The following is a 17,511-nucleotide window of genomic DNA, read 5'->3' as shown; positions in this document are numbered from 1 at the left end:
TCATTACTCCGTGTTTTTGGGAATGGCTGTTCTGACAGCAAATAGTTCCCGACTTTTTAATGGTTTACCGCCAAGATAAGGCTTTAAGGCTATACGTGTAAAGCGTTTTGCCGCTTTTAGCTGCTCTTTAGTTAAAAAACGTCTTTCTGAAATAGCAATAAGCTCATTACCAAAGAAAGTAAGGTTATCGTTGCGAACACTCGCAATAAAGCCTTTTTGTTCTCTAAATCGATAGGTCATTTCAGGATCAACGGGTTCTCCTGTCCCTGCACAATGCATAAAATCTACGCCATAACCTAAAGAGGACAACAACGCTAATTCAAAACGCCTAAGCGCAGGTTCTGGATTTTCAGTTTGTGCAAGTTCTGTAAGGGCATGAAGATAGTCGTGAAATAATGCGGGGTAAGGTGTCTCATTTTCTATTACTCGATCGAGCAGTTCATTCACATACAGTGCAGAGTATAAATTAATACCGTGGATTGGCAGCCCCAAACTAATTGGTTCGGCCTGGCGAAGTGTTTTCATACTGCCTTTTCCAGACCACTTCATGAGTAAAGGTGTAAAGGGTTGTAATGCACCTTTTAAATTGGAACGTTTTCCTCTGGCTCCTTTGGCCATAATGCTAACCCGTCCATATTCTTCGCTGAATACATCAAGAATTAAGCTGGATTCGCTATAGGAACGCCGATGAAGAACAAAACATCTCTGCAGGTTTTCTATCATAGTACATCCCTAAGAAGCTAAATACATGTTCCTTAAATGTGCTACACCATGCAGCCAGTTGATTTCTAAAAGCAAAACAACAGCACCTGAGAGTGCTGCTGTTTTTCATGGGAGAATTTATAAATCGTCCATGTAACCCAATGAACGAAGCGCCCTTTCGTCATCGGCCCAGCCAGATTTCACTTTAACCCATGTTTCTAGATAAACCTTGCGACCAAACAGCTCTTCCATATCTAAACGAGCTTCACGTCCAATCGTCTTTATTTTGTCGCCACCTTTACCGATGACCATTTTTTTCTGGCCGCTGCGCTCGACAAAAATCAAGGCATTGATGTGAAACCCATCCGTGTCAGGGTTGTAATCAAATCTCTCTATCTCAACGGTAATGGAATATGGTAATTCATCACCAGTAAAACGCATCAGTTTTTCGCGCACGATTTCTGATGCCATGAAACGCTGAGAACGATCGGTGACATACTCTTCTGGAAAGTGGTGTACGGCTAGAGGCAAGTGTTCACGAACATGCTTACGCAGTACGTCTGTGTTCTTACCATTTTTAGCTGAAATAGGCACGACATCAACGAAATCCATCTTGGCCGATAGCGCCTGCATATGGAGCATAACTTCGTTACGGTCCTTGACGTTATCTACCTTATTCATGCAAAGAACAACGGGGAAATTCGCTTTCTTCAGCTTGTTCAACACCATCTCATCGTCGTTAGTCCAGTGTGTGCCATCCACTAAAAACAGAACCAAGTTAACATCGCTTAATGAACTATTTGCTGCTCGATTCATTAATCGGTTAATCGCGCGCTTTTCCTCAATATGTAAACCAGGGGTATCAATATAGATAGCCTGGAAGTCACCATCTGTCTCTACACCCATAATTCTATGGCGAGTAGTTTGCGGTTTTCGCGATGTGATCGAAATTTTCTGCCCAAGAATATGATTGAGTAGAGTCGACTTTCCTACATTCGGACGACCAACAATCGCAATAAATCCGCAACGTTGATCCTCTGTAGAGACGCTTTTCTCACTATTTTTAGCAAAATATGCATCCAAATCAATTTCATTGTTATCTTCAGCCATTGGTTACTTTCTCCAGTGCTATTTCTGCAGCCGCTTGTTCTGCCTTGCGGCGACTGGTTCCAATTCCAATAACAGGTTTATCCACACCCGCTAAAATACATGAAACCGTAAACTCTTGGTTATGGGCTTCACCTTTAATATTAGTCACTGTGTAGATTGGCAACGGCTTTTTACGCCCTTGCAAACACTCTTGCAAGCGAGTCTTTGGATCTTTTTGTGATACACCCGGCTCAATCGACTCTAAACGAGATTGATACCAAGAGAGAATAATTCTTCGTACTCCCTCAACATCGCTATCAAGATAAACGGCACCAATGATTGCTTCCACTGCGTCCGCAAGAATTGAGTCACGACGAAAACCACCACTTTTTAGCTCACCTGGACCTAATTTTAAGTAATCTCCTAGAACGAACTCACGTCCTAGTTCCGCTAGCGTTTTTCCACGCACTAGAGTTGCACGCATGCGGCTCATGTCCCCTTCATCAATCTTAGGGAAACGGTGATAAAGATCGTCTGCAATGACAAAACTTAAAATTGAATCGCCCAGAAATTCAAGACGTTCGTTGTGTTTTCCATTGGCGCTACGATGAGTAAGCGCCAAATGAAAAAGATCAGCATCATTAAACTTATAGCCGATCTTTTTCTCTAATTTGGAGATTGGAGTAGTAACCATGCTCTCTCTATTAATATTAATCTATGCCACCGATGCGGTTAAAACGCACACCTGTAGGAATCCATGAAGGTAGTGCACTGCTTGCACCACGTTCAAACTCAAAGCTAATCCAAATACCGACTGCTTTGCCAACTAAGTTCGCTTCTGGTACAAAGCCCCAGTAACGACTATCTGCACTATTGTCACGGTTATCTCCCATAACAAAGTACTGGTTTTTTGGTACAACCCACTCGCTCACACCACCACGTGGTTGATACGCACCAACATTATCTTGGCGAAGCGGGTTAATTAAAATTTGGTGATCCGCTTCTCCTAGCTTTTCATCAAGCTGAATAAGAGGAATACCTTGTTGCTGAAATTCACTTTCTACTACGTTAAACAAGTCAACTTGCTTACACGTTTGCTCACCTTGTGGTTGAATACAAATTTCTTTTTTCTTATTATATCGTACGGTATCGCCAGGCATACCAACCACACGTTTAATATAGTCAATATTAGGTTGTGGTGGATATTTGAAGACAACAACATCACCACGTTCTGGTTTGCCTGTTTCGACTAATTGAGAGCGAAACACAGGATCTTTTATCCCATAAGCGTACTTCTCCACCAAGATAAAATCACCCACCAACAATGTTGGCATCATTGATCCAGATGGAATCTGAAATGGTTCATAAATAAACGAACGCAGTATTAATACAAAAGCAATAACCGGAAAAATTGATACGCTATTTTCAATCCACCATGGTTGTGTCGAAAGTTTACGCGTAATGTCTTCTGTTAAGCCATTTGTTTGCGCTTGTACTTCAGCAACCTTTAGCTGGCGTCTTTTTCCCCATACTAATCTTTCTAGGAGCCAAACAACTCCGGTAACAAGAGTTACTATTACCAATATAAGTGAGAATGTGTTAGCCATCGATTTCCCTTTATTTCTAAAAAGAAGAAAGGGCATTGAAATACCCTTTCTTTATTAAAATTTGGTCTAGATTGTATTATTAATCTTTGCCGACGTGAAGAATCGCAAGGAAAGCTTCTTGTGGTAATTCAACATTACCTATCCGCTTCATACGTTTCTTACCTTCCTTCTGTTTTTTCAACAGTTTTTTCTTACGGCTAATATCACCACCGTAACATTTTGCAATAACGTTTTTACGTAACTGTTTAACCGTTGAACGAGCAATGATATGACTACCAATTGCGGCTTGAATTGCGATATCAAACATTTGACGCGGAATAAACTCTTTCATTTTCTCGACAAGTAAACGCCCACGAGACTGAGCGATATCTTTATGAGTGATAATCGCAAGTGCATCCACTTTATCTCCGTTAATAAGTACGTCTACGCGTACCATATCGGATTCAATAAAATGATGAAAATTGTAATCAAGCGATGCGTATCCACGAGAGGTTGATTTTAATCGATCAAAGAAATCTAAAACCACTTCCGCCATTGGGACATCATAAGTAATCGCGACTTGGGTACCGTGATAAACCATGTCTACTTGTGTCCCACGCTTCTCGACACATAGCGTAATAACATTACCTAGATATTCTGCAGGCACAAGAATATTACAACGTGCTATTGGTTCGCGAATTTCTTCTAGGTCATTAATTGCAGGAAGTTTCGCAGGGCTATCAACATAGAGTACATCACCATTATTTTTCTTAACTTCGTATACCACTGTCGGAGCAGTAGTAATTAGGTCGAGATCATATTCGCGCTCTAGACGCTCTTGAATGATCTCCATGTGCAACATGCCTAAGAAACCACATCGAAAACCAAAACCTAGAGCGGCTGAACTTTCAGGCTCATAGAAAAGAGAGGCATCATTTAGGCTAAGTTTACCTAGCGCATCACGAAAGTTTTCATAATCGTCTGACGAAACGGGGAATAAGCCTGCATATACCTGAGGCTTAACCTTTTGGAAACCCGGTAGTGCCTCTACACTTCCGTGCTTAGCATGCGTTAATGTATCACCTACGGGGGCGCCCAGTATGTCTTTGATACCACAAACAACCCAGCCTACTTCGCCAGTACTAAGCTGATCAGTATCGAGGCGCTTAGGTGTGAAGATACCAATTCGGTCCACACCCCAATCTTGCCCTGTACTCATCACTCTAATTTTGTCATTTTTCTTCAATACGCCATTTTTAATACGTACCAGAGAAACGACACCAAGATAGTTGTCAAACCAAGAATCAATAATCAATGCTTGCAGCGGGGCTTTGGTATCGCCTTTTGGTGCTGGAATTGAGCGAACGATGTTTTCAAGTACCGCATCAACACCTAGCCCTGTTTTAGCCGAGCAACATGTTGCTTCTAGTGCTTCAATACCTACGATTTCTTCGATCTCTTCAGAGACACGTTCGGGATCAGCCGCAGGTAAATCAATTTTATTTAGGATTGGAACGACTTCTAAATCCATTTCAATCGCTGTATAGCAATTCGCTACTGTTTGAGCTTCAACACCTTGGCCTGCATCAACAACAAGAAGCGCGCCTTCACATGCGGCTAAAGAGCGAGAGACTTCATAAGAAAAGTCTACATGGCCTGGGGTATCAATAAAGTTCAGTTGATATGTTTCACCATCTTGAGCTTTATAATCTAACGTAACACTCTGAGCTTTGATTGTGATACCGCGCTCGCGTTCTATGTCCATAGAATCAAGGACTTGAGTGTCCATTTCACGTTCACTTAAGCCTCCGCAAATTTGGATCAAGCGGTCTGAAAGTGTCGACTTACCGTGGTCGATATGGGCGATAATAGAAAAATTGCGAATGTGCTTCATAGGTTGGTGTGACTTAACTCGTTGCTAAAATTGAATGGGAAAAATACGCATCAATGATGGTATTTCGATCAAGTTGCGCGATTCTACCCAATTTCAGGCTTTGCCGCTATCTTCATTTACATTCAAACGTTAATTTGATGTTATTTGTTACCTTTAACTAACGTCAAGATACTCGCTCAGCAATATCGATTTTGTCACCAAACACTCTTAATAAAGTGACAATTTGTTCTGATTTCGATTGAAGCTTAGTTGAAAAATGTCGAGCAAGCCAGACTCCTCCCCCCATAAAAAGAAGGGAACATAGTATCGTCCATCCTTCCCCGCCACTGACTTCTCCACCACCGAACAATGGGCTAATAACCAGTTGTCCAAATAGCGCCCCTAACATCAACGCCGCGAGAGGGAGAAGATAAACAAGAGAAGCGAATTGAAGCAGGTTTTTTTCAGGCAGACCAATCTCTATCATTTGTCCTGCCTTTACATCTTCTTGAGTCATCAATGTCCATGCATGGCTCTTATTGCCAATCGCTTTAGAGACAATACCCGTACCGCAACTTTTTTGTGAGGAGCAATGGCTACAGCTGGTCTGTTGTTCACAGGATAAGCCAATTTGATATCCCTGTTTTGTCTCTTTCACAGTAACAACGGTTGCCAGTGCTGTCATCATTGGGTAGAAACCTCTTCCGTTGACTTCAAAGACGATTCTAATTCTGCAGGAGCACTAAAGTTCACTGATTTGGCTATTTTAACTGCTGTCGCTGGTGGAATATCGCCTACAACAGTCACCTCTTTGTTTCCTCTAACGAAGCTCTGAAGTGTTCTTCTTCCTTGCCTAATTAGTTTGTTTTTTAGTGACAGATCATCCGCTTCAGAAACGTAAACCGAAAAACTGAACAATCCATCGCTATACATTTGGCTCTCTACCACTTTTTGTGTCGTAACCATTTTATAGCGATTTAAATTGTGTGCTTCGAACCCTGACGGTATCCATTTTACTTTCCAAAATGACTCAGTCGTTTCTTGCTTAGGCATGGAGATAACATTTGGTAGCTTAACGTCCTCTAACTTAACTAATGCTGAAGCAATACGATCACTCACCGTGTAAGAGATCGTTCTATACTGCTCTAATACTTCACCATCTCTGTCAACGAGGTCGGCTCGAAGAGGTAATTTAGATTTCTCATCTATCCACATTACATAAGAATATCGTTGACCGTCTTTAGGTACAACGCGAACAACTTGTGCAGCCGAATTGGCTTCTCTAGCCCGCCCCATCAGTACAAAGTCGTAATACTCACTCAGTTTTCCAATATCGCTATCAAGCATAGGAATGAGGGGCGCAACCATGTTTCCTGACTCAATAGAAAAAGGCTCTACGCCCGGTTCTATATAGCTAATTTCTTGACCGCGACGAATAACTTCTCTAACTGGTCCGCTTAAATAAACAAGATGCGCGTAGACCATATCATTGTCATTAGCATGCATGTACCGAAGAGGTTCAATACTGTTTTTTTTAATCAGAATGTAGGAGAGTTCATAATTTAAGTGCTTGCTTGCTTGGTTCATTTGATGCAGCAAAGCCTCAGCTGATATTTCTTCAGCTGAGGCTTGTGTTGATATCAAACTGAACAGTGTCAAAGCACTGATCAGAAATTTTTTCATTCAGTTACCGAATCTACTTCTAACCCGTTAACACCTGATTGCTCAGACGATAGGCGAAGTTGAAGTTCATAATCTTGTAGCATCGCATTTATACGCGTGCGCTGCTGCGTCAGTTGTTGAGCCTCATTATTCTGTTTTGCAGACACTGAGTCTCTAGTCAAGCTTACGGGTTCTACACTACCTGCAAAAGGAATAGTTTGCAGAACAGGTAATTGTTTAGATGCAATACTGGTAGATTCAGAACCACCATACTGCTGCACTCCAACTATTACCATAAGAGAAACACACGCGGCCACACCAACCTGGCCAATTTGTGTTAACCATGCGGGTAAACGTCGTCGAGCTTGTGCTGGAGTAGGTTGAGACTCAATTAATGGGGTAACCACTGGTTGATGTCTAGGCTCTGCATCGAGCGCCGCTGCTACACTTCCAGCAATATTCCAATTTGCTGTTTCAGGGGCTTCACCTCTCATAACATCACCAATAAGATGATAGTTTTTCCAAGTGTCCTGACTTTCAACGTCCTGTTCGAGCTCTGCAATTAGAGCTTCATCCACAGCTTCTCCGTCCATAAGTGCTGAAAGTAGTTCTTTGTCAGCCATTTAATTCACCATATCAGTATTCTGGAGTTAACCAGAAAAAACATTAACGTCTCAAAAGCGGTTCAATTTTCTTTTCAACCGCTTCTCTTGCACGGAAAATACGCGAACGAACTGTCCCTACAGGACAGTCCATTACTGCAGCAATATCTTCATAACTCAAGCCATCCAGCTCTCGCAGTGTCATCGCTGTTTTTAAATCTTCAGGCAATGCTTCTATCGCACCAAAAACTACACGTTTCAATTCATTGGACAACGCTAAGTTCTCAGGGTTCGATATTTCTTTTAACGCACTACCCGTTTCGTAATATTCAGCTTCATCAGCATCAACATCGCTTGCAGGAGGTCTTCTTCCTTGCGCAACTATGTGGTTCTTCGCGGTATTGACAGCAATTCTGTAGAGCCAAGTATAAAACGCACTTTCACCCCTAAAATTTGGGATAGCACGATAGGCTTTAATAAAAGCCTCTTGTGCGACGTCTTGGACATCACCTGAATTACCAACATACCTAGAGATTAGATTACACACTTTATTTTGGTATTTAATGACCAAAAGATTAAATGCTTGCTTATCTCCATTCTGAACTCGCTCAATGAGTACTTGATCGGTCAACTGCTCGTTCATTCGAGCACATACTCCTATGTTATCGGCCTTATCTTCTCAGATATGAACTTTTATTATTCAATAATGTAGTGTTGACACCACAGTTTACATGAGCACTATTGTGACTCTAGTAAATGAAAGAAGTTCAATGATTATTGAATAATTTATCAATTTATTGAACAGTGTACTGTGTAAACACAAATTAACTGATTATCCGTTGTTCAAATTCGCGCTTTTAAACGCCCACCACTTCAACTTAACCAGCTTCTTTAATTGGGATAGTGAGGGCGATATTACCGAATTGCAACCGTTCTTCTGTCCTTATTGTGAAAGAAATTTGAAGGCAACGCCTTTTAGCCACATAATCATTGGCGTAACTCAAGTAATATAAGACTGCGTAGTTTCGTGCTCTAAACGGGAAAAAAGATTTATGGACACAAATCGAGATCATCAATGTGACGTATTAGTTATTGGTAGCGGAGCGGCTGGCCTAACTCTAGCGCTGCGTATTGCTAAAAATGCAAAAGTCGTTGTATTAAGTAAGGGGCCTAGAAGTGAAGGGTCGACTTTTTATGCGCAGGGAGGGATTGCTGCTGTATTTGATGAATCCGATAGTATTGAGTCTCACGTAGAAGATACGCTCATAGCAGGAGCCGATCTTTGTGAAAAAGAAACCGTGGAATTTATTGCCAAAAACGGCAAAAAATGTGTGCAGTGGCTTATCGATGGTGGTGTGCCATTCGATAGAGAAGAAGACTATTCCGAAGAAAAGCCACGCTACCACTTAACACGAGAAGGTGGCCACAGCCATCGTCGTATCTTACATGCGGCTGATGCAACCGGAATGGCGATGCAAACCTCTTTACAAGATAATGCGCATAACCATCCCAATATTTCTATTTTTGAAAGATACAACGCACTTGATCTCATTACTGAAGATAAAGTTGGCGGCGACAAGAAAAAAATCATCGGTGCTTACATATGGAACCGTAACGATGAACACGTTGAAACTATTCGAGCCAAATTTGTTGTTTTAGCAACTGGTGGCGCGTCTAAGGTTTATCAGTACACCTCAAATCCTGATGTATCGTCTGGTGATGGTATTGCAATGGCATGGCGTGCGGGGTGTCGAGTTGCGAATATGGAGTTCAATCAATTCCACCCTACTTGTCTATTTCACCCTGAAGCGCGTAATTTTTTACTTACCGAGGCTTTAAGAGGTGAAGGAGCGTACCTGCTTCGCCCTGATGGTTCTCGATTTATGCCTGACTTTGATAAAAGAGAAGAACTCGCTCCTCGTGATGTAGTGGCGAGAGCGATAGATTTCGAAATGAAACGATTGGGGGCGGATTGTATGTATCTAGATATTAGTCACAAACCCGATGAGTTTATTGAAAAACATTTCCCAACCATTCATATGCGCCTTCAGGACCTTGGCATTGATATGACTAAGGAACCTATTCCAATTGTACCCGCAGCACACTATACCTGTGGTGGTGTAATGGTGAATCAACAAGGTCAAAGCGACCTAAACCACCTATACGCGATTGGAGAGGTGAGTTACACAGGATTACATGGTGCGAACCGTATGGCATCCAACTCCCTTTTAGAGTGTGTGGTTTATGCATGGTCTGCGGCAAAGGATATACTGACAAAGCTCGATGATGCCGAGCTACCTCCAAAAGTACCGGCTTGGGATGAAAGCCAGGTAAATAATTCGGATGAAGAGGTAGTCATTCAACATAACTGGCATGAGTTAAGACTGTTTATGTGGGATTATATGGGCATTGTTCGTACCGATAAGCGTTTGGAGCGCGCGATGAGACGAATTCAAATGCTTCAACAAGAAACACATGATTATTATAGTAATTTCAGGGTATCTAATAACCTATTGGAAATGCGTAACCTGCTCCAAGTAGCGGAGTTAATGGTACGCTGTGCAATGAAGCGTAAGGAGAGTCGCGGACTGCATTATACGCTCGACTACCCTGAGCTTATTGAAGGTTCTGGACCAACGATATTAGTCCCTGGAGAAGAATCTTAAGATTAATTGCGAAGCAAAAGGGAGTAATGGTTATCACTCCCTTTTCTTTGCAATGATAGAGCGGAGCATCACGAGGAACTGACGATAATCTTTCTCAATACATGCATCACACCAAATATTAATTTTGGTCCCTTCAAGCGTGGTGATCTGAACCATAATTGGCTTATACAAAATAAAAACACTTCTGCACCTACTTCGATGATTGTTCAACTTCAATTCACCAGACGAATAAATTTCTAACCTTCCAGTATTCGAAGAGAAGTCACCAACAATAATCAGCCGAACAATAGGAACAATCAAATACAAGGAGACCACTGTGGGTAGAGTGGAAAGTAGCACAGCCCATATCATAAAAATTAAAAGACTAATTTGGATGAGATGAGCCATTTTTGAAGGGCGTAAGTACAGATTAACTAAGCTATTATTAGCGTAGTTTGCTTCTGTTATGCGCAACAATTTTATCAATCATATTAGCTAGTTTTTCATCATCACTTCTTCCGTGCTGCATCACCCAATTAAAAAGGTCGGGATCATCGCATTCTAAAAGAGCAACAAAATCATGCTTCTCATCTTCAGAAAGTGAATCAAAGCACTCATCATAAAACGGCATGATGACAACATCGAGTTCTAGCATGCCCCTTCGACATGCCCATTTAATACGTGCTTTATCTTCTCGTTTATACATCTAACTACCTCTGATTAGTCCTATATACTGAATATTACAACCACCTCGACATGATAACGCTAATCCGATAGGTATAAACAATAATGAAAGGATAGCTGACAAAAAAATGTAAGCAGATTAACATTATGGCAATAAGATACCTCTTCTAAGAATGAAATAGCCAAGGCGATACTATTATGAAATGGCAAAACCGATTCACAAAGCTCGAACTAAATTCAACTGACCATATACCAGAATTAGTGGTGACCGATCTTAAATCATGGAATTTAATATCGGTCACGGGAGACGACAAAGAGTCATACCTACAAGGCCAACTTACCTGTGATCTAGCGACTCTCACCCCCCAAGAATCGACGCTAGCTGCTCATTGTGACGCGAAAGGCAAAGTATTTAGTATCTTCCGTTGTTTTCAGAACAAAGATGGTTACGCGCTTTTTCATCACTCCTCAACGATTGAAACCTCTTTGAAAGAAATAAAGAAATATTCTGTTTTTTCCAAAGTAGAACTTGATATCAGTTCTGATATTACTATTGGTCTACTTGGTAGCAATGCGGATAACGTCATAGACAACTTAAGCTCAACTCGTGGCAACGTACGAGCGATAGACGGTGGAAGCGCCGTTAAAATTGAGAATAATCGATGGCTCCTAGTTTTGAATTGTGATGCAGTCGAAGCAATTTTAGATAGCTTACACAGTGCATTTTTCGCAGAAGAAGATATCTGGGACAAATTTGATATTGAAAAAGGGATACCAAGAATCATAGAGGCGACCCAAAACACTCAAATCCCTCAGGCATTTAATTTACAAGCTATCAATGGTATCAGCTTTAGCAAAGGTTGTTATACAGGCCAAGAAACCGTCGCAAGAGCAAAGTATAGAGGGACGAACAAAAGGGCGATGGCGATAGTTAAAGGCCACCTTGAATCGACATTTGATTTACCATTAGAACTAGAAAGAAGCGTTGGTGAAAACTGGCGCAGTGTAGGGGCATTATTTGCGCATTATAGATATGCCGACGGCATCACTATTGGCTTGATTATTCTTCCGAACAACCTAGATAAAGAAACAACATTAAGACTAACCAGTCAACCCGACACTAACTGGCAGATAGAGAACCTCCCATATACTATTGAAGAATAATGTAAAAAATCACAGTGAATTTAGAACCGAGGAGGAGGTAACATATCGAATGTTGCCTCACGACTCCCTAACAAATCGCACTGAATATGCAAAAAATAGCAATGAACAACGAAAGCAACATGACCGAAGTTACATTCCACATCCTCGATAAAATCTGAATTCCCTCCCCCAACTATCCGATAGTGTTAGAAATTAGCGTTATCAAATTTAAGAATTTCTGTAACAGGGGACAAATAAATGGAACAAATGTATAATAAGCCGATATTAATCATGAATTTTTATTCCGATTAATGAATATATATACTTATTAATACATACCTCCTATATGCTCCCTTTCCCTGCTTTTATACTCCGTTAACATCTAAGAGCAGGTAAAGTGAATCCACTGATTGAGTCAGTTACATCCACTTTTGTGTAATGCATCTATGACTATTCGCCCGCCATTTTTGGCGGGTTTTTTTTATCTCTTAGCACCCTCTTTTGTTACAAAAAACAGAAAATGGTCTATTCTTTTAAAGTGCTCATCGTAGTTTGTATAAAATTCCATCAATAGCGTATTTTGAGTATTTCATCAATTGCTAATTAATGTTTTATTTTGAGGCACACATCACTACCAGATAGCATAAATGCTTCGATTTTGACTTAATCAGCACAAAAACCCAATTTAGTCCACATCGTGACGGGATTCCACCATTTCAATCACAATATGTTCACATACCTCAAGGTATAATCTACATCGTACGGTATATAACAAGGATAAAATATGAGGCTATTTAAGCGCTATACACCAAGTATGATAGCGAAACATATAAGTCGACTTTTTAAGGGAAGAATATACATCTACGGGATAGGCAGATTTGAATTTGATAATGGGAAATTAATCATTCCTGAAAAGGCAGAAAAGCGTCATTTCCAAACAGTAAAAGAAATAAACCAAGAAATTATGAGGCTGCGATGTGCTTACGCATAATGAGATTCTCAATCTATTCAGACGCATAATTATTTAATAATATACTGACTATTAAACTAATTACAAAACTAAAAAGTTTGGCACCTGCCAAACTTTTTAGTTTATAGAACAACTTGTTATAAGGTTTAAACTTGCTGCGATATATTTTGTTGTTTTGCTAGGTCAGGTAAGTTTCCTTTTAACCCTAAAGCTCGTTTCATTACTTCATCTTTTGCACCTGGTAAGCGACTAGCCAGTGTCATTCCAAGTCCTCGAATTAACTTTTTAGCTGGATTTTCGCCCTCAAATAGATCTTTGAACCCTTGCATGGCCGCAATTACTTTTGCCGCTTCAGCTTTACGCCAACGCTCGTATGTACGTAGGTTACTGCGTTTACCTATATCTTCACCTGCATTCCACAAACGAATGACTTCTTGAGCAAGAGAAGCTGCATCCAACAGGCCTAAGTTCACGCCTTGCCCAGCCAGTGGGTGAATAGTATGTGCAGCATCACCAACCAAGGCGATTCGATCTATAACAAAATCTCGGGCGTATCTCATTTTCAAAGGAAAGGCTTGTCTCTCGCCAATCAGTTTGCACTTACCCAGTCGCATATCAAACTCTGCACTGAGATGCTTATTAAATTCGATGTCTGACATAGTAAGTAATTGCTGAGTCCTATTCGGTTCTGTTGACCACACAATCGAGCTCATATTCGTATCAGATAAAGGTAAGAAAGCTAAGGGTCCAAGAGGGGTAAATACTTGTCTTGCGACTTTTTTATGATCTTCAGAAGTCTGAATATTAGCAACTAAGGCGCTGTGTCCATAATCCCAATGCGTCAACGGAATATCAGCCTGTTGTCTAACCCAAGAGTTTGCACCATCAGCACCAACAACCAATTTCGCGGTTAACGACTCGCCACTATCTAACGTTAACCACGCTTCACTTTCACCCATGACAAGCGAATTACATTTAGCTGGCATGAAAAGCGACACATTTTCTTGGCTTACTATTTGGTCAAGCAAAGCGAGCTGAATGACCCTATTTTCTACAATATGTCCTAAATTGGGCTGACCAAGGTGTGTAGAATCAAATTCTATACACGCAAAACTATCTTGCTCCCAAACTTCCATTGCGCAATAAGGGGATGTTCTTCTTTGTTCTATACCAGACCAAACCCCTACATTTTTTAATATTTGCTCACTTGCACGGCTTAAGGCTGAAACTCTAACGTCAGCCAAAATATTTAATGTTCTTTCCGGTTCATAACCTTCAATAACCGCTATTCGCAAATCGGTATCTTTTAGAGCAGCGGCAAGGGTTAATCCGACCATTCCTCCGCCAATTATCGCAATGTCTACACTCTGCATCATAATTTACCTTTTCACCAAACCCATTGTTCTTCGCAACAGAGGCATTTTTAATAAAGGGATATTGTCCATCGCCATTAATCCAAGGTTTCGCCCTACACGCAGAGACAACCAATCATTAGAGAATATTTGTACCATACCAGTAATTAAAGCTATCGTGCGAGAACGATCTTGTTCCCGACATTTCCTGTACCCACTCAATACTGAATAATCCCCCGCATCTATTTGACCATCAATATTTTCGACTAGACTTGCAATATCACGAATGCCAAGGTTAAACCCTTGACCTGCCATAGGGTGAAGCAACTGTGCTGCATTTCCAACAGTAGCAAAGCGGTGAGACACTATTTGATCTTTTTGTTTTAAGATCAATGGATAACTAGCCGTCACTCCAGTTTTAATTATTTTACCTAACCGCCATCCAAAAGCTTGTTGTAACTCTTCTATGAATGCTTGGTCTGATAGACCGACCATTTTTTCAGCTTCTGCAGGTTTCAAGCACCACACAACGGACATTCGATTTTTAGACATAGGTAATAATGCGAGTGGACCACTTGGTGTAAAACGCTCAAACGCTCTTCCATTGTGATGTTCCGATATCTCTACATTGGCAATAACGGCGACCTGATCAAAATCAAACTCGCGGTTGCTGTGGCCCAATATATGACTGCATATTGAGTCGGCACCATCTGCAGCAACAAGAAGTTTACATTTAATCTCTTTGCCACTGCTGAGTATAATTTTATTATTATCCGCATGCCTTGAAATTCGCTCTACAGAGTCTGGGCATATATAGTCGATATTATCTGATTTTGAAATAAGTTCACTATAGAGAGAACCGATATTAGCCAGTTCTACAACATAACCCAACGCCGGCGTATTACGCTCGTCTTTTGTTATCTCTGTAATTCCTGCATGTCCACGATCAGAAACATGGATGTATTTGATTTCAGTCGTAAGTGGGCTGATTTTAGGCCAAAGCTTAAACCCTTCTAAGATCAACTTAGTACCATACGACAAAGCAATAGACCGTGAGTCAAACCCAGGATGATTTTCTTTTTCCATCGGGTAAGGTTCAACAACCGCAATGGAAAGAACGCCTTTCGATACATTGCTAAGAGCCAAAGCCAGAGTAGATCCCGCCATCGCCCCGCCAGCAATTACAACGTCGTATGTTTTCATTTCGTGGTATCGCCTTAATGTATCGTTGTATTCACTTTATCTTGAGGCAGCTTTTTACCAAACTCTGCATGGATAGTAAGTACGCACGCTTTTACATGCTCGATAACTTGCTCTAGTAAATCAGCTTGCTCTATTAAATCGTCATCTTCATCTATGCCTAACTTACTGATCTCTTCTAAATCAGTAAGGGCTTCTTTTATGTCTTTAGGCGCCTTTCTCAGAGCCTCATTGACCAAACCAAGGCCAGAAATAAAATGGTTAACCCACTCAGACAACGCATCCGCCATTTCCATCAAATCGGCATCATCATCAGGAAGTAGCATAAACAGTTCCATATCTGTGCCTGTTAGCTCCTCGATACTTAGAGATAACACGGACTCCGCATACTTTAATGCTCTGTCCGGCCACCCCATCCCATCATTGGTATAATCAAAAATCAGTGGTTGCCAACTTTTGTCTGAAATAGACAACCCACCACTTAACATTCCAACTAATAACCCGTGTAATTCTGCTGGGGTAACAGAAAGGCTAGATGCCTGAAGTCCAGATGCTATAGTTACATAATCTGGAAGTGTTGTTTTGCTCATGATTGCTCGCATTTTTACTAAAGATAACACATTCTAGCATTTCCACTTGTTAGCGAAAACTGAAAGAAAATTTGATTACCTTTTGGTCACATTGTTGAATTACTGTGTTGTCACTTCGCCATTTTACTAGTAATAGTGTGAAATACTTGAATCTTCACATGGCATTTTCTATAGTGCTTGTTCGGCTATAGCACAAATATATACCCAAGTGACTTTATAGCGTAGGTGACTTGGGTATATACGTGATAAGAGTTAGTTCACTATGAGTAATCATGCGGTTGAAATTGAAATATTGGGTAAGTTAACTCGAGTTAATTGTCCTCCAGGACAAGAAGAGTCTTTGCGTGAAGCTGCGCAAGATCTTGATAATCGATTAAAAGAAATGACAGAGCGAACTAAAGTGTCCAATACGGAAAAATTGCTCACTATCGCAGCCCTCAATGTTTGCTATGAATTGCAACAAGTGCAGAATAAAAAAGATACCAATCAAGATCAAATTTCAAAACGCATTGAACAGCTCAGTGCTTCATTAGATGAAGCGCTTAATTTACCCAAATAGATTTTACTAAGTAGACTATTTGTCTAGGATCGTATTAAACTGTTTTACCCTGGGGTGTTTGTCAGCAGGATTTAAGTCCCTGAGCCGATAAGCAATACCCAAGGGTTAGTACTTGATTACTATTGCGCAAGCTCGACTCGTATCGAGAAGCCTACGGTAACCATTGCTGATCCGCCTTGAACCAGCTGGTTCAAGGGCCATTAATCCTCAACGGCACTCTGGGGTATCCTCATGCAAGACTTACGTTTATCAATACGTAAAGAGATCAGGCAAAAGAGAAATCATATTTCTTCTCTTGATCAAACCATAGCGGCTAACGATGCGCTGTCGAAGATAAAACAACTACCGCGACTGCAAGAAGCAGAAAACATCGCCGTCTATCTTACTGTTGATGGCGAACTCGATACGCACCCCACCATCGAATATTTCTGGCAAAAAGGCAAAAACGTTTACCTACCAGTCTTACACCCTTTTGCTAAAGGTCATCTGCTCTTTTTGCGTTACGATGTAGACACGCCAATGATTGAAAACAAATTCAATATAAAAGAACCTAAGCTCGACCAAACCAAACTTATTCCTATCGCTCAACTCGATATTATATTTACGCCACTTGTTGCTTTCGATGTGACTGGGAACCGATTAGGTATGGGGGGAGGCTATTACGATAGAACGTTGGAACAATGGTTTAAAACCGGACGAGGCGCAACTCCAATTGGCATTGCTCACGACTGCCAACAAGTTGACAAGTTACCAAATGAAAATTGGGATGTCCCACTACCTATCATTATTACACCAAGTAAAGTTTGGCAGTGGTCACGGTCTCCATTGGGAAATTAGTCAATTAGTCGCTATAA

The 17,511-nt window shown here is 40.9% G+C and carries 18 protein-coding genes and 1 other RNA gene; 6 read left to right on the top strand and 13 right to left on the bottom strand.

The genetic code is table 11. The features are described from left to right. Positions 1-3: 3 nt before the first annotated feature. From recO to rpoE, 9 genes are all read right to left on the bottom strand, one after another. Entirely contained in the window at positions 4-723 is a 720-nt protein-coding gene (gene recO, locus IUZ65_RS02235) for a DNA repair protein RecO (protein WP_195702178.1), read from the bottom strand. Between the two features lie 117 nt (positions 724-840). Next, on the bottom strand, positions 841-1,812 hold the full coding sequence (era, locus tag IUZ65_RS02230) for a GTPase Era (protein WP_195702177.1): 972 nt from the start codon (positions 1,810-1,812) through the stop codon (positions 841-843). After that, positions 1,805-2,485: a ribonuclease III gene (rnc, locus tag IUZ65_RS02225; protein WP_195702176.1), complete on the bottom strand. Its 681-nt coding sequence runs from the start codon at positions 2,483-2,485 to the stop codon at positions 1,805-1,807. Before rnc ends, era begins: the two co-directional genes overlap by 8 nt. 16 nt (positions 2,486-2,501) lie before the next feature. Further along, complete coding sequence (gene lepB / locus IUZ65_RS02220; protein WP_195702175.1) at positions 2,502-3,398, bottom strand: signal peptidase I; 897 nt, start codon at positions 3,396-3,398, stop codon at positions 2,502-2,504. Positions 3,399-3,477: 79 nt separating this feature from the next. After that, positions 3,478-5,271: a translation elongation factor 4 gene (lepA, locus tag IUZ65_RS02215; protein ID WP_195702174.1), complete on the bottom strand. Its 1,794-nt coding sequence runs from the start codon at positions 5,269-5,271 to the stop codon at positions 3,478-3,480. A gap of 163 nt (positions 5,272-5,434) precedes the next feature. After that, complete coding sequence (locus IUZ65_RS02210) at positions 5,435-5,938, bottom strand: SoxR reducing system RseC family protein (protein ID WP_195702173.1); 504 nt, start codon at positions 5,936-5,938, stop codon at positions 5,435-5,437. Then, the gene (rseB, locus tag IUZ65_RS02205) at positions 5,935-6,933 is read right to left on the bottom strand and encodes a sigma-E factor regulatory protein RseB (protein WP_195702172.1); all 999 of its coding nucleotides are present in this window, start codon (positions 6,931-6,933) and stop codon (positions 5,935-5,937) included. Before rseB ends, IUZ65_RS02210 begins: the two co-directional genes overlap by 4 nt. After that, positions 6,930-7,535, bottom strand: a complete 606-nt coding sequence (locus IUZ65_RS02200; protein WP_195702171.1) for an RseA family anti-sigma factor — start codon at positions 7,533-7,535, stop codon at positions 6,930-6,932. Before IUZ65_RS02200 ends, rseB begins: the two co-directional genes overlap by 4 nt. A gap of 43 nt (positions 7,536-7,578) precedes the next feature. Then, positions 7,579-8,157 (bottom strand): RNA polymerase sigma factor RpoE, encoded by a 579-nt coding sequence (gene rpoE / locus IUZ65_RS02195; RefSeq protein WP_195702170.1) that lies wholly within the window; start codon positions 8,155-8,157, stop codon positions 7,579-7,581. A 409-nt stretch (positions 8,158-8,566) separates the two neighbouring features. Here rpoE and nadB point away from each other — a divergent pair, with 409 nt between their 5' ends. Further along, the gene (nadB, locus tag IUZ65_RS02190; protein ID WP_195702169.1) at positions 8,567-10,180 is read left to right on the top strand and encodes an L-aspartate oxidase; all 1,614 of its coding nucleotides are present in this window, start codon (positions 8,567-8,569) and stop codon (positions 10,178-10,180) included. Positions 10,181-10,604: 424 nt separating this feature from the next. On the opposite strand, the gene IUZ65_RS02185 is transcribed toward nadB, so the two are convergent. Next, positions 10,605-10,865: an FAD assembly factor SdhE gene (locus IUZ65_RS02185; RefSeq protein WP_195702168.1), complete on the bottom strand. Its 261-nt coding sequence runs from the start codon at positions 10,863-10,865 to the stop codon at positions 10,605-10,607. A gap of 176 nt (positions 10,866-11,041) precedes the next feature. Here IUZ65_RS02185 and ygfZ point away from each other — a divergent pair, with 176 nt between their 5' ends. Both ygfZ and IUZ65_RS02175 read left to right on the top strand, forming a co-directional pair. Continuing rightward, positions 11,042-12,007, top strand: coding sequence for a tRNA-modifying protein YgfZ (ygfZ, locus tag IUZ65_RS02180; protein WP_195702167.1), 966 nt, complete (start codon positions 11,042-11,044; stop codon positions 12,005-12,007). Positions 12,008-12,770: 763 nt separating this feature from the next. After that, positions 12,771-12,977 (top strand): DUF1107 domain-containing protein, encoded by a 207-nt coding sequence (locus IUZ65_RS02175; protein WP_195702166.1) that lies wholly within the window; start codon positions 12,771-12,773, stop codon positions 12,975-12,977. A 125-nt stretch (positions 12,978-13,102) separates the two neighbouring features. Here the strand turns inward: IUZ65_RS02175 and IUZ65_RS02170 are convergent, their stop codons facing one another. The 3 genes from IUZ65_RS02170 to IUZ65_RS02160 are packed head-to-tail and all read right to left on the bottom strand — an operon-like array spanning position 13,103 to position 16,098. Beyond that, positions 13,103-14,332, bottom strand: a complete 1,230-nt coding sequence (locus IUZ65_RS02170; protein ID WP_195702165.1) for an FAD-dependent 2-octaprenylphenol hydroxylase — start codon at positions 14,330-14,332, stop codon at positions 13,103-13,105. Positions 14,333-14,335: 3 nt separating this feature from the next. After that, on the bottom strand, positions 14,336-15,511 hold the full coding sequence (gene ubiH, locus IUZ65_RS02165) for a 2-octaprenyl-6-methoxyphenyl hydroxylase (protein ID WP_195702164.1): 1,176 nt from the start codon (positions 15,509-15,511) through the stop codon (positions 14,336-14,338). A gap of 14 nt (positions 15,512-15,525) precedes the next feature. Continuing rightward, on the bottom strand, positions 15,526-16,098 hold the full coding sequence (locus tag IUZ65_RS02160; RefSeq protein WP_195702163.1) for a YecA/YgfB family protein: 573 nt from the start codon (positions 16,096-16,098) through the stop codon (positions 15,526-15,528). Between the two features lie 262 nt (positions 16,099-16,360). Here IUZ65_RS02160 and zapA point away from each other — a divergent pair, with 262 nt between their 5' ends. The 3 genes from zapA (at position 16,361) to IUZ65_RS02145 (ending at position 17,494) form a co-directional block, all read left to right on the top strand. Continuing rightward, complete coding sequence (gene zapA / locus IUZ65_RS02155; RefSeq protein WP_195702162.1) at positions 16,361-16,657, top strand: cell division protein ZapA; 297 nt, start codon at positions 16,361-16,363, stop codon at positions 16,655-16,657. A 43-nt stretch (positions 16,658-16,700) separates the two neighbouring features. Continuing rightward, a non-coding RNA gene (gene ssrS / locus IUZ65_RS02150) (6S RNA) lies at positions 16,701-16,886 on the top strand. A gap of 2 nt (positions 16,887-16,888) precedes the next feature. Next, positions 16,889-17,494, top strand: a complete 606-nt coding sequence (locus tag IUZ65_RS02145; RefSeq protein WP_195702161.1) for a 5-formyltetrahydrofolate cyclo-ligase — start codon at positions 16,889-16,891, stop codon at positions 17,492-17,494. The last annotated feature ends 17 nt before the right edge of the window (positions 17,495-17,511 follow it).

The sequence above is a fragment of the Vibrio sp. VB16 genome (assembly GCF_015594925.2).
Classification (GTDB): Bacteria; Pseudomonadota; Gammaproteobacteria; order Enterobacterales; family Vibrionaceae; genus Vibrio.
The sequence above is the reverse complement of the archived record's forward strand: the minus strand, read 5'-3'. Positions and strand labels throughout refer to the sequence as shown.